9 protein-coding genes and 1 tRNA gene are annotated in these 12,612 nt (G+C 64.1%); 7 read left to right on the top strand and 3 right to left on the bottom strand.

The annotated features are described in order from the left end of the window. Positions 1 to 46 precede the first annotated feature (46 nt). From B2V17_RS00205 to B2V17_RS00215, 3 genes are all read left to right on the top strand, one after another. The gene (locus tag B2V17_RS00205) at positions 47 to 2,077 is read left to right on the top strand and encodes an amidohydrolase family protein (RefSeq protein ID WP_292993965.1); all 2,031 of its coding nucleotides are present in this window, start codon (positions 47 to 49) and stop codon (positions 2,075 to 2,077) included. A gap of 163 nt (positions 2,078 to 2,240) precedes the next feature. After that, positions 2,241 to 4,658: an endopeptidase La gene (gene lon / locus B2V17_RS00210; RefSeq protein ID WP_292993967.1), complete on the top strand. Its 2,418-nt coding sequence runs from the start codon at positions 2,241 to 2,243 to the stop codon at positions 4,656 to 4,658. A 233-nt stretch (positions 4,659 to 4,891) separates the two neighbouring features. Then, a complete protein-coding gene (locus B2V17_RS00215) occupies positions 4,892 to 5,164 on the top strand; it encodes an HU family DNA-binding protein (protein ID WP_292993969.1) in 273 nt (90 codons plus the stop codon). Between the two features lie 106 nt (positions 5,165 to 5,270). Here B2V17_RS00215 and B2V17_RS00220 read toward each other — a convergent pair whose 3' ends face one another. Then, a complete protein-coding gene (locus tag B2V17_RS00220; protein ID WP_292993971.1) occupies positions 5,271 to 6,311 on the bottom strand; it encodes an acyltransferase family protein in 1,041 nt (346 codons plus the stop codon). A gap of 108 nt (positions 6,312 to 6,419) precedes the next feature. Here B2V17_RS00220 and B2V17_RS00225 point away from each other — a divergent pair, with 108 nt between their 5' ends. The 3 genes from B2V17_RS00225 (at position 6,420) to B2V17_RS00235 (ending at position 10,274) form a co-directional block, all read left to right on the top strand. Continuing rightward, positions 6,420 to 6,692 (top strand): hypothetical protein, encoded by a 273-nt coding sequence (locus B2V17_RS00225; protein WP_292993973.1) that lies wholly within the window; start codon positions 6,420 to 6,422, stop codon positions 6,690 to 6,692. Positions 6,693 to 6,786: 94 nt separating this feature from the next. Then, entirely contained in the window at positions 6,787 to 9,507 is a 2,721-nt protein-coding gene (gene secA, locus B2V17_RS00230; protein ID WP_292993975.1) for a preprotein translocase subunit SecA, read from the top strand. 29 nt (positions 9,508 to 9,536) lie between these two features. Continuing rightward, positions 9,537 to 10,274 (top strand): sulfite exporter TauE/SafE family protein, encoded by a 738-nt coding sequence (locus B2V17_RS00235; RefSeq protein WP_292993977.1) that lies wholly within the window; start codon positions 9,537 to 9,539, stop codon positions 10,272 to 10,274. Positions 10,275 to 10,325: 51 nt separating this feature from the next. Here B2V17_RS00235 and B2V17_RS00240 read toward each other — a convergent pair. Both B2V17_RS00240 and B2V17_RS00245 read right to left on the bottom strand, forming a co-directional pair. Then, positions 10,326 to 10,400 (bottom strand) — tRNA-Asn (locus B2V17_RS00240). Positions 10,401 to 10,476: 76 nt separating this feature from the next. Continuing rightward, entirely contained in the window at positions 10,477 to 11,256 is a 780-nt protein-coding gene (locus B2V17_RS00245; protein ID WP_292993979.1) for an NAD kinase, read from the bottom strand. Positions 11,257 to 11,319: 63 nt separating this feature from the next. Here B2V17_RS00245 and B2V17_RS00250 point away from each other — a divergent pair, with 63 nt between their 5' ends. Next, positions 11,320 to 12,609 carry a GGDEF domain-containing phosphodiesterase gene (locus B2V17_RS00250; RefSeq protein ID WP_292993981.1) on the top strand — a complete coding sequence of 430 codons (1,290 nt, stop codon included), beginning with the start codon at positions 11,320 to 11,322 and terminating at the stop codon, positions 12,607 to 12,609. The last annotated feature ends 3 nt before the right edge of the window (positions 12,610 to 12,612 follow it).

Genomic DNA, 12,612 nt, shown 5'->3' on the forward strand with positions numbered 1-12,612 from the left:
CCAATCGTGGTTGCTGCACATTCCGGTTCGATGAGGGGAGAAACCGATGCGTCCTGCCTTGCTGCCGCTGGCCCTGCTGCTGCTTTCAACCAGCGCGATCACCCAGGTTCCGAAGGATCAGCTCGATCAGCCGCCGGCCAATGCCCGGCATTACACGATCCAGTCGACCGGCGGGAAGCACGGGGATTCGTGGGTCTGGCAATTGCCGGACGGGACCCGCAAGGCGCGCGAATCGATGGTGCTGCGCGGGATGGTGTGGGAAATGGACTATACCGGGAAACCCGGTGCCAACGGCCTTCCCGCTAGCATCACGGTGCGCGGGGTGACGCCAAACGGCAATGCGGCAGAGAGCTTTTCGCTGACCGGATCGGTCGGCAACTGGCTCAGCCCGGTCGACAAGGGAAGCGGCGCGGCGGCGGGCAAGTTCTATGCGGCCTACGGCGGGCCGATCGACACTACCGCCTGGCTGGTCGAACGACTGGTGGCGAGCCCGAACAAACGGCTCGCGCTGCTGCCCGGCGGCGAAGTGAGGGCCGAGCGACTGACCACGATGACCGTCGGCAAAGGCAAGACCGCCAAGCCGATCGTGCTGTGGCAGATCCTGGGCTATTCAACCTCGCCATTCCCGGTCTGGACTGACACCAAGGGCAAGTTCTTTGCCGTATCCAATGGCATGGCCTGGCTGCCCGATGGCTATGCCGGAGAGCAGGCGCGGATCGAGAAAGTGCAAAGCGCTGCGCTAAGTGCGCAGGCCCCGCTGCTTTACAAGAAGCTGGTGACCGTGCCCAAGGCGCCGGTCGCGTTCCGCAACGTCAAGCTGTTCGATGCCGATGCCCGGCGGTTCCTGACTGGGCAAACGGTGGTCGTCTCGGGCGCGAAGATCGTCGCGGTGGGACCGGTCGGCTCGACCCCGGTCCCGGCCGGCGCACAGGTGATCGACGGCACCGGCAAGACCCTGCTGCCGGGCCTGTGGGATTGCCACATGCATGTCGGCGACGATTATACCGGCGCGCAGGAGCTTTCGCTGGGGGTCACCTCGGTGCGTGATCCGGGTAACGACGATGTCAAGACGGTCGATCGCTGGAAACGGGCGCGGGCCGGCCGGCTGCTGATGCCCAACGTCTATGCCAGCTCGCTGATCGACGGGAAGGGCCCCAACACGGCGCAGGTCGCCAATGTCGCAACCAGCGAGGCCGAAGCGATCGCGCTGGTCCGCAAGGCCAAGGCCAACGGCTTCACCGGGGTTAAGTTTTACGGCACTTTCGACTATCGTTGGCTCCCCGCCGCGATTGCCGAGGCGCACAAGCTGGGTCTGCATGTCCATGGCCACGTGCCCAAGGGCATCCGCCCCAGCCAGGCAGTGCGCCATGGCTATGACGAGATCACCCATATCAACTGGATCGTGATGGAAGGCGTCCCTGCCGAAGTGCTGCCGGTCGACAATGGCATTGCCCGGTTCGAGGCGCCTGGCCGCTACATGAAGGACATGGCGCTGGACAGCCCGGAAATGTCCGGCCTGATCGCAACCATGGCAGCAAAGCAGATCTACTCCGACCCGACGATGGTGGCATTTGAATCGATCTACGTGCCCGAAGCCGGCGAGCTTGGGGCCAGCTACACCGCCCTTGTCGGGACCTTGCCGGTGACGATGGAGCGGTCATTCAAGTCCGGCGGCTTTGCGGTGCCAGCGGGACTCGCCCGATCGGACTATCGCGCCAGCTGGAGCCGGATGGTCGCGCTGCTCGGCATGATGCACAAGGCCGGGGTGCCGATCGTCGCCGGGACCGACGGCTATGGCTTCGAACTGATCCACGAGCTGGAAATCTACCTCGAGGCCGGGATGACCCCGGCCGAAGCGATTGCGGCGGCGACAATCGTTCCGGCGAAGATGCTGGGGGTCGACAAGCGTACCGGTTCGATCGCGGTCGGCAAGGACGCCGACCTGTTCCTGGTAGAGGGTGATCCCGAGCAGAAGATCGGCGACCTGCGCCAAACCCGCTGGGTCATGCAGGGCGGCAGGTTGATGAACGCGGACGAACTGCGCTCTGCCGTGGGCTTCAGCGGCAGGCCGCGCTAGCCGGCAGGCACGGCACCTGGATCATTTTCGGGGCTTTCCGACGGACTTCCACAGCCTGTCGTCTCGCAGGCATTGCGCCGGGGGCAGGGCATGCCCATATCCCCGCTCAAGGACGGGATTCACCCGTATCGGCCTATCGCGCAGGCCGGATTGGACGGATTTTATGACGAAACTTCTTCCCCTTTTGCCGCTCCGCGACATCGTTGTGTTTCCGGGCATGGTCGTTCCGCTGTTCGTGGGACGTGAAAAGTCGGTCGCCGCACTGGAAGCCGCGATGGCGAGCGAGGGTGACAAGGATATCTTCCTGCTCGCCCAGCTCGATCCCGGCTGCGACGATCCGGCGGAGGACGACCTCTACGATATCGGCACCGTGGCAACCGTGCTGCAGCTGCTCAAACTGCCCGACGGCACCGTTCGCGTGCTGGTCGAGGCCAAGCAGCGCGCCAGCCTGGAAAGCCTGCGGCTGGAACGCGGCGGTTCGGGCGAGCTGGTAGTGGCGCAGGTCGCTCCGGTCGACGCGGTCAGCGTCTCGGGCAACGAGGTTGCCGCGATGATGCGCTCGGTGGTCGAAACCTTTGGTGAATATGCCAAGCTCAACAAGAAGCTGCCGGCCGAAGCGGGTGAGAACCTGGCTGAGATGGTCGATGCGTCGCAACTGGCAGATGCCGTGGCGGCGCATATCCAGGCCAAGGTTTCCGACAAGCAGACCATGCTGAGCGAGTCCGATCCGCTGAAGCGGCTGGAAATGGCCTATTCCTTCATGGAAGGCGAGCTTGGCGTGCTGCAGGTTGAGCGGCGGATCCGCGGACGCGTGAAGCGCCAGATGGAAAAAACCCAGCGCGAATACTATCTCAATGAACAGCTCAAGGCGATCCAGTCGGAACTCGGCGGCGGGGACGGCGAGGAAGCCAACGAGATCCAGGAACTGCAGGACAAGATCGACCGGCTGAAGCTGTCGAAGGAAGCCCGCGCCAAGGCCAATGCTGAGCTCAAGAAGCTCAAGTCCATGCAGCCGATGAGCGCGGAAGCGACGGTAATCCGCAATTACCTCGACGTGCTGCTCGGTCTGCCGTGGGGCAAGAAAAGCAAGCTCAAGAAGGATATCGGCGCGGCCCAGACCGTGCTCGATGCCGATCACTATGCGCTCGACAAGGTCAAGGACCGGATCGTCGAATATCTCGCGGTCCAGGCCCGCACCAACAAGCTCAAGGGCCCGATCCTGTGCCTGGTCGGCCCTCCGGGTGTCGGCAAGACCAGCCTGGGCAAGTCGATCGCCAATGCCACGGGCCGCGAATTCATCCGCCAGTCGCTGGGCGGCGTGCGCGACGAGGCCGAGATCCGCGGCCACCGCCGCACTTACATTGGCTCGTTGCCGGGCAAGATCATCTCGAACCTCAAGAAAGCCGGGACTAGCAATCCGTTGTTCCTGCTCGACGAAATTGACAAGCTGGGTCAGGATTTCCGGGGCGATCCTGCCTCGGCACTGCTCGAGGTGCTCGATCCCGAACAGAATTCGAAGTTCCAGGACCACTATCTGGAGCTGGACTACGACCTGTCAGACGTGATGTTCGTCTGCACTGCCAACAGCCTCAACCTGCCGCAGCCGCTGCTGGACCGGATGGAGATCATCCGGCTGGAAGGCTACACCGAGGACGAAAAGGTCGAGATCGCGACCCGCCACCTGGTCGAAAAGCAGGTCAAGGCCCACGGGCTCAAGAAGGGTGAATTCACTCTGACGGCCGAGGCGCTGCGCGACCTGATCCGCTACTACACCCGCGAAGCCGGGGTCCGGACGCTGGAACGCGACATTGCCAAGCTGGCCCGCAAGAGCCTGCGCCAGATCCTGGAAGGCAAGACCAAGTCGGTCACCGTCTGTTCGGAGAACCTTGGCGACTTCGCCGGGGTGCGCAAGTTCCGCTATGGCGTGGCCGAGGAAGAGCATCAGGTCGGCGCGGTCACAGGCCTCGCCTGGACCGAGGTCGGCGGCGAACTGTTGACGATCGAAAGCGTCACCGTGCCGGGCAAGGGCGGGATCAAGACCACCGGCAAGCTGGGCGAAGTGATGAGCGAAGGCGTGCAGATGGCCTTCAGCTTCGTGAAGGCGCGCGCCCCGGCCTATGGCATCAATCCCGGCATCTTCAACCGCAAGGACATCCACGTCCACTTGCCCGAAGGGGCGGTGCCGAAGGATGGCCCCAGCGCGGGTGTGGGCATGGTCACCGCGATGGTCTCGACCCTGACCGGTATTCCGGTGCGCAAGGACATCGCCATGACTGGTGAGGTCACACTGCGCGGGCGGGTGCTGGCGATCGGCGGGCTCAAGGAAAAGCTGCTCGCCGCGCTGCGCGGCGGAATCAAGACAGTGCTGATCCCCGAAGAGAACGTCAAGGACCTCGCCGAGATCCCCGCCAACGTGAAGGACGGGCTGGAAATCGTGCCCGTCAGCCATGTCGACCAGGTACTGGCTCAGGCCCTGATCCAGCCGCTCCAAGCGATCGAATGGAGCGAGGCGGACGATCTTGCGAGCCAGCCGGGGGCCGCCCCTGCGGGCGCTCCGGGGGCGTCGACTACGGCACATTGATTTCTGCTGCATTGCAGCGATTCGTCAGGCCCTGGCCCGTGCTGCAATGCGGCATCGGGCACGGGATCACGCGTGTGGGCCTCAATTCGTCGAAAAGCGCGGAGAATCGTGGATAATCTGGCCTTTTTTCGACCTTTTGGCTTTGACAGTCCCCGCAAAAGTCGCTCAATTCCGGCCAGCTTTTGAGGCGAATCACAAGATCCAAAGCACTAGAAAGGTAGGGGGTTCCCGACATGAACAAGAACGAACTGATCGGCGCAGTTGCTGACGCCAGCGGTCTCACCAAGAGCGATGCCACCAAAGCCGTTGAAGGCGTTTTCGAAGCCATCACCGGCGCACTGAAGAGCGGCGACGAAGTTCGCCTCGTCGGCTTCGGCACCTTCTCGGTTGCCAAGCGCAAGGCTTCGACCGGCCGTAACCCGCGTACCGGCGAACCGATGAAGATCAAGGCTTCGGCTCAGCCGAAGTTCAAGGCCGGCAAGGGCCTCAAGGACGCCGTCAACTAAGACGGATCGCTGGATTTCGGGCCGCTTCGCCTCGCGCCCGGATCGCAAAACAGCCGCGCTGACCTTTGGGTCGGCGCGGCTTTTTTGTTGCCTTGAACGCCGGGGGCTAGCCCGCGCCCTTCGCAACCGTTGGCTTGCTCGAAAAGCTGACCACCTTTGAGAAGAACCACGACAGCGCCAGCGCGATCCCTATCGCCAACGCGGCGATCTGGCCGCTGTTGCTGCCGGCCAGTTCCTTGGTCCAGACCAGCACTGTCAGGTGTACGCAGTAAAGCGGCAGCGAGTAGTTGCCGAGCCATTCGAGCGGCGCCTTGAGGCTTTGCGGCGGGCGGCACATCGCGGTCAGCCACATCATTACCGGCAGGAACAGGATTACAAAGCCCAGATCGCCCCAGACCTTGCCAAGCGGCAGATAGGGAACTGCCGCAATCCCCGCTACCGGCAGGACCAGCGCCAGCTGCCAGGGCAGGCTCGGCGTGCGCAGCCCGCCCTTGTAGAGCCGCCCGATCCACACCCCCAACACATAGGAGAAGCCAACGCGGGGGAGGGCCATCCACCAGGTCTTCCAGGTCGGCGCATTGACGCCCATCGTATCGGCACCGTGCAGCTGGACGGTATGGATCAGCCAGCCCCCCATGATCAGCGCCAGCAGGCCCATTGCCCAGGTCGGCACCCGCTTCAGCGCGAGGGCATGGATGAAATTGGCCAGCAGTTCATAGAACAGCGTCCATTGCGGTCCGTTGTAGCGATAGAACGGCCCGGTTCCGGCCAGGCTTGGGATCATCAGCAGGTCGAGCGCCAGCCACCACAGCAGGGTCAGCGGATCGGCCATGCCGATGTAGAACGCGCGCACCACTGCGACCCCAGCACCGACCGCCACCAGTGGCCAGAGCCGCTTGAACCGCGCCCAGGTAAACTCCAGCGCGCCAATCCCGCTCAGAAGCTTCTTCTCGGTCGAAACCGCCAGGACAAAGCCTGACAGCAGGAAGAACAGGTCGACGAACAGATAGCCGCGCTGGAACGGTCCGCCGATCCCGTAAACAATGTCGAGGTGGTAGAATACGATCATGAACGCGGCGACGCCGCGCAGACCATCCAGCTGGAACATGCGCGGCGCGTGAGCCGCCGACGCTGCCTGTTCGGTCATTCCCCATCCCTCCCTGTGCGCTTCCTTACAACAGCATGCCGGATAAAGATCAACCACGACAGGGCCGTACTGGACGCGAAGGTCGGCAATCCCTATATGCCCCCGGCAATGAACCGGATTGTCCTGGCCCTTCTCGCCCTGTTTGCAGGGATCGCCGCGCAGGTAACCCCTGCCGAGGCACGGGTGCGCGGACAGGCCGAGGTCGGCGCCGTCCTTGCTCAGCGCAGCGCGGCCCGCACGGCGGCTTCGGCCCAGATCCACGTCGCGATGCGGGCCGAAACCCGCATTCCGGAGGACCAGCCCGCTGCCGACACGCCGCGCGCCTTCGCTCCGCTGACGGTTCCCGCGGTTCGTGTCCGGATCGATCGCGCCCGCGAATAGCCCGCGCTGACTGCCCGCCCCAGGCGAGCCGCGCTGGCGCATTCGCGCCCGCGCAAACCTGCACCATATCACTCAAATTATTCAGGAATTGCCCATGTTCGGCAGCATCGCCAAGGCCATTTTCGGCTCGTCCAACGATCGTTACGTCAAGTCGCTCGACAAGATCGTAAAGCAGATAGCGGCCTACGAGCCCGCGCTCGAAGCGCTCTCGGAAGAAGAGCTTCAGGCCCAGACCGCCAAGTTCCGCCGCATGCTGGATGAGGGCAAGACCCTCGACGAGCTGCTGCCCGAAGCCTTCGCCACCGTGCGTGAAGCATCGAAGCGCGTGCTCGGCATGCGCCACTTCGACGTGCAGATGATCGGCGGGATCGTGCTTCACCGCGGCGAAATTGCCGAAATGCGCACGGGCGAGGGCAAGACCCTGGTCGCGACGCTGGCGGTCTATCTGAACGCGCTGGAAGGCAAGGGTGTCCACGTCGTCACCGTGAACGACTACCTCGCCCGCCGCGACGCCGAATGGATGGGGCAGATCTACAAGTTCCTCGGCCTGACGGTTGGGGTGATCGTGCCCAACCTGTCGGAATACGAGCGCCGCGAAGCTTACGAGTGCGATATCACTTACGCGACCAACAACGAGCTTGGCTTCGATTACCTGCGCGACAACATGAAGCACGAGCGGAGCCAGATGGTGCACCGCCCGTTCAATCACGCGATCGTCGACGAGGTTGACTCGATCCTGATCGACGAAGCCCGTACCCCGCTGATCATCTCGGGCCCGACCGACGACAAGAGCGAGCTCTATGTCCAGGTCGATGCGATCGTGAAGCAGCTTCCGACCGAGCTTTACGAGAAGGACGAGAAGACCAAGAACATCACCCTGACCGAGGACGGGGTCGAATGGGCCGAGCGTCAACTTGAGGCGGCCGGACTGCTGGTTGGCTCGAACCTCTATGACGTCGAGAACACCCAGGTGGTCCATCACCTCGACCAGAGCCTCAAGGCCGTGATGATGTTCAAGCGCGACATCGACTACGTGGTTGAAGACGGCAAGGTGGTGATCATCGACGAGTTCACCGGCCGCAAGATGGAAGGGCGGCGCTGGTCGAACGGCCTGCACCAGGCGGTTGAAGCCAAGGAAGGCGTGACCATCGAGCCCGAGAACCAGACCATGGCCTCGATCACCTTCCAGAACTATTTCCGGATGTATCCCAAGCTTTCGGGCATGACCGGCACCGCCGCGACCGAAGCGGCGGAATTCTTCGACATCTACAAGATGAACGTGGTGACGATCCCCACCAACGTGCCCGTACAGCGGGTCGACGAAGAGGACGAGTTCTACAAGAACACCACCGACAAGTTCGCCGCGATCGCCAAGCAGATCAAGGAAAAGAGCGACAAGGGCCAGCCGGTGCTGGTCGGCACGGTGTCGATCGAAAAGTCGGAATTGCTCAGCGAATTCCTCAACAATGAGGGCGTGAAGCACAACGTCCTCAACGCCCGCTTCCACGAAATGGAAGCGCACATCGTCGCTCAGGCCGGCCAGCCCGGCGCGGTGACCGTGGCAACCAACATGGCCGGCCGCGGCACCGACATCAAGCTGGGCGGCAACGCCGAGTTCCGGATCGAGGACGAGCTGAAGGACATGCCCGAGGGGCCGGAGCGCAACAAGGCGATCGCCAGGATCGAAGAGGAAGTCGAGATTTCCCGGCAAAAGGTGCTGGCTTCTGGCGGGCTCTGCGTGATCGGCACCGAGCGCCACGAAAGCCGCCGCATCGACAACCAGCTGCGTGGCCGCTCGGGCCGGCAGGGCGACCCCGGCATGTCGAAGTTCTACCTTTGCCTCGAGGATGACCTGCTGCGGATCTTCGGGCCGGACACGCTGTTCTCCAAGATGATGAACAGCAACCTGGCCGACGGCGAGGCGATCGGTTCGCGCTGGCTGTCGAAGGCGATCGAAACCGCGCAGAAGAAGGTCGAAGCGCGCAACTACGATATCCGCAAGCAGGTCGTCGAATACGACGACGTGATGAACGACCAGCGCAAGGTGATCTACGAGCAACGCGCCGACATCATGGACGCCGAAACCGTGGACGAAGTGGTTGAGGACATGCGCCACGATACGGTCAACACGCTGGTCGGCACCGCTTGCCCGCCGGGATCCTATCCCGAACAGTGGGACATCGAAGGGCTGAAGCAGCGCTGCATCGAGGTGCTGGGGATCGAGCCGGCCTTCGACGACTGGTTTGCCGAGGACGGGATCGAGCCCGAAGACATCGAAATCCGCCTGTCCGAAGCCGCCGATGCCAAGATGGCGTCCAAGATGGGCGACGATTCCGCGATCTGGCGCCAGGTCGAAAAGCAGATCCTGCTCGATCGGCTGGATCACTACTGGAAGGAACACCTCGCCACGCTCGATGCGCTGCGCCAAGTGGTGTTTCTGCGCGCCTATGCTCAGAAGCAGCCGATCAACGAGTACAAGCAGGAAGCCTTCGGGCTGTTCGAAAGAATGCTGGGCGCGATCCGCGAGGACGTGACCCGGATCCTGATGAACAGCGAACTGCGCATGCCCGATCCGGTCCAGATGCCGGAACTGCCGGCCTTCCTGACCAGCCACATCGATCCCTTCACCGGGGAAAATGATGCCGGCTCGCGCACTCCTGGTGCGGAAGCGATGATGGGCGCGCTGGGTTCGGGCATTGCCGCCGCAGCGGCCGGAACGGTCAATCCCTATGCCGACCTCGGCCTGTCGCGCAACGCGATGTGCCCTTGCGGTTCGGGCCAGAAGTACAAGCACTGTCACGGCGCGGTGGGGTGATCATTCCTGCCCGTGCCGGGGATGATTGAGTGGACTGGCTGACCCCCGCCTTCTTCGCCACCGCGCTGCTCTATGCCTCGGTCGGGTTCGGCGGCGGATCGACTTACAATGCGCTGCTCAGCCTGGCCGGGTTCGATTACCGGCTGCTGCCGATCGTCAGCCTGTGCTGCAACGTCGTAGTCGTCACCGGCGGCACGATCCGCTTTGCCCGGGCCGGGGTGGTGCCATGGCGGCGCGCGATGCTCCTCTCGCTGGTCGCCGCGCCGCTGGCTTTCCTCGGCGGGCTTACCCCGATCCGGGAGGAGACATTCCTGTTCCTGCTGGGGTTGAGTCTGGTGGGAGCGGGCCTGGCCCTGTTCATCCCGCGCACGCCGGATGCGGAGGCAGAGCCAGGCGATGGAACACGGTTCATGCCATTGCTGGCAGCACCGCTGGGCTACCTTGCAGGGCTGGTCGGGATCGGGGGCGGAATCTTCCTGGCGCCCTTGCTGCACCTGACCCGCTGGGCTCAGGCCCGTCAAATTGCGGCGACCACCAGCCTGTTCATCCTGATCAATTCGCTGACCGGCCTGGCGGGACAGCTCACCAAGAATGGCACCGAGCAGTTCGCCAACGCGCTGACCCCGGCATTGCCGCTGCTGATCGCAGTGGTGCTGGGCGGTCAGCTCGGCAGCATGCTGGCCCTGCGCTGGCTGCCCGAACGGGTGATCCGCTGGCTGACCGCGATATTGACGATCTGGGCAGGCACCAGGCTGCTGTTCGGCTGAAAAAGCAAAAGCCCCGCCACTAGGACGGGGCTTTGCAATGCCCGGGCGGGGTGGCTCCCCGAGTAGGATTCGAACCTACGACCAAGTGATTAACAGTCACCTACTCTACCGCTGAGCTATCGGGGAATGCTCCCCCGCCTGCGGGCAGGGGTGCGCCTATAGCAGCGCCGACATTTTTGGCAAGCGGGTCGGCGGCAAAAAATCAGACTTCGAACTGCTCGGCAAAGATGCGCTCTTCAAGGGTCTTTCCGGGATCGAACAGCAGAGTCAGCTGGCACTCGCGGGCAACGCGAACCTCTACCTCCAGGATATCGCGCAGTTCCTTCTGGTCAGCCACCACCGCAACCGGTCGCTTGTCCGGGTCGAGCACGCGGAACGACATCTCGTAGTGATCGGGCAGGATCGCCCCGCGCCAGCGCCGCGGGCGGAACGGGCTGATCGGGGTCAGCGCGACCAGGTTGGAGGTGAGCGGCAGGATCGGTCCGTTGGCGGAGAGGTTGTAGGCGGTCGACCCGGCCGGAGTGGCGACCAGCACGCCGTCGCAAAACAGTTCGGCCATCCGCACCTTGCCGTTGACCGAAACCTCCAGCCGCGCGGTCTGGCGGGTTTCGCGCAGCAGCGAGACCTCGTTGATGGCGAGGCCCCTGACCTGTTTGCCGCTGCCCAGCGTGGCGATCATCTCGAGCGGGGTAATATTGAGCTGCTTGGCCCGCGCGATCCGCTCGGCCAGGCTCCGGCTCGACTTCGGCTTGTTCATCATGAAGCCGACGGTGCCGAAGTTTATCCCGTATGCCGGGACGACATGCCCACAATCGAGCATCTCGTGCAGCGCGTGGAGCATTTGCCCGTCACCGCCCAGGACCACGGCCATGTCAGCCTCGGCCAGAGGGACGAAATCGATCTCGCCGCGCAGCTGGACGGCAGCCTCTTGTGCGCGGGGCGTGTCGGAGGCCAGCAAGGCGAGGGCGGGGGTTTTGCTCATCTGCGCGGGTGCATATGGGCAATTTGAACACTTTGGTAGGGGCCTTATGCTAGGCGTGCCCGAATGGACGCCGTGCATCCCGACGCGCTTTCGCCTCGCCTGGACGCCCTGACCGGGCTCCCGGGCCGCGATGCCGCGCGCCTGCGGCTGGGCGAATGGCTCGATCGGGGTGAGCCGGTTCATGCGCTTTTGATTGGGCTGCGGCGGTTCGATGCGGTCAATCTGGCCTATGGCTCGGCCGCCGGCGATGCCGCCCTGGCAGAGGTTGCGGCGCGGATCCGCCATTTCGCCCATGGCGAAATCGACGGGGCGTGGATTGCCGCGCGCGGCGGGGGCGGGCAGTTCCTGCTGATCGCGACCGAGGCCTGCAGCCGTGAGCGCTGGCAGATGGTTGGCGGTCAGGTGCTCGACCTGCTGGCTGGGCCGATTCCGGTCGGCGGCCATACACTGCGGCTGTCTCCGCGCGGCGCACTGATCCGCTCGCTGGGCGGAGAGGACTCGGATTCGCTCCTAGACCGATTGGGACAGGCCCTGTCCTCGGTTATGACCGCGACCGGCCGCCGAATGCTGTGGGCCGATGGAGAAGCGACCCGAGCAGGCCGCAGTGCTGCGCAGCTTGAGGGCGATCTACTTCGCGCCATCGATCTGGGGGAGATCGAGGTGGTTTTTCAGCCGCAGTGGTCCTGCGCCGACGACCGCCTGGCCGGAGCCGAGGCGCTGGCGCGCTGGAACCATCCGCGACTGGGCCGCATCGGTGCCGGTGCGCTGTTCGCCATTGCCGAGCGGGCCGATCACGTCGCGCAGCTTTCCCGTCACATCGCCCAGACCGCGCTGGTCGGCGCGCGTGACTGGCCCAAGCCGCTGCGGCTCTCGCTCAACGTCACCCCCAACGATCTTGCCCAGGGCAACTTCGCCCAAGATCTGGCTGCGCTGGTATCGGCCAGCGGATTCCCGGCCGAGCGACTGACGCTGGAAGTGACCGAGCAGGTGTTGCTCGCCGATATCGCCCAGGCGGCGTTGGCATTGGAAGAACTTGCCGCGCGCGGCATGCGGATCGCGCTCGACGATTTCGGGGCGGGGTTCTGCAACTTCCGCTATCTCAAACTGCTCCCGCTGCACTACCTCAAGCTCGATCGTTCGATGATCGAGGGGGCCGAGGATCCGCGCGACCTGGCCGTGCTTCGCGCAATCCTGGCCATGGCCGGTGCGCTTGATCTGTCGGTGATCGCCGAGGGGGTCGAGAGCGAGGCCCAGAGGCGCCTGGTCGCAGCAGAAGGATGCGCGACCTATCAGGGTTTCCTTCGCGCCCAACCCCTAGGGGCCAGCGAGTTTATGGCACTGGCGCGGGCCTGATCC

This window comes from Novosphingobium sp. UBA6272, assembly GCF_002440635.1.
Classification (GTDB): domain Bacteria; phylum Pseudomonadota; class Alphaproteobacteria; order Sphingomonadales; family Sphingomonadaceae; genus Novosphingobium.

Excerpts from the sequence above, each read along its gene's own strand:
- B2V17_RS00215 (WP_292993969.1), top strand. The coding sequence starts at position 4,892 with ATGAACAAGAACGAACTGATCGGCGCAGTTGCTGACGCCAGCGGTCTC.
- B2V17_RS00250 (WP_292993981.1), top strand. The coding sequence starts at position 11,320 with ATGGACGCCGTGCATCCCGACGCGCTTTCGCCTCGCCTGGACGCCCTG.
- lon (WP_292993967.1), top strand. The coding sequence starts at position 2,241 with ATGACGAAACTTCTTCCCCTTTTGCCGCTCCGCGACATCGTTGTGTTT.
- secA (WP_292993975.1), top strand. The coding sequence starts at position 6,787 with ATGTTCGGCAGCATCGCCAAGGCCATTTTCGGCTCGTCCAACGATCGT.
- B2V17_RS00220 (WP_292993971.1), bottom strand. The coding sequence starts at position 6,311 with ATGACCGAACAGGCAGCGTCGGCGGCTCACGCGCCGCGCATGTTCCAG.
- B2V17_RS00225 (WP_292993973.1), top strand. The coding sequence starts at position 6,420 with ATGAACCGGATTGTCCTGGCCCTTCTCGCCCTGTTTGCAGGGATCGCC.
- B2V17_RS00205 (WP_292993965.1), top strand. The coding sequence starts at position 47 with ATGCGTCCTGCCTTGCTGCCGCTGGCCCTGCTGCTGCTTTCAACCAGC.
- B2V17_RS00245 (WP_292993979.1), bottom strand. The coding sequence starts at position 11,256 with ATGAGCAAAACCCCCGCCCTCGCCTTGCTGGCCTCCGACACGCCCCGC.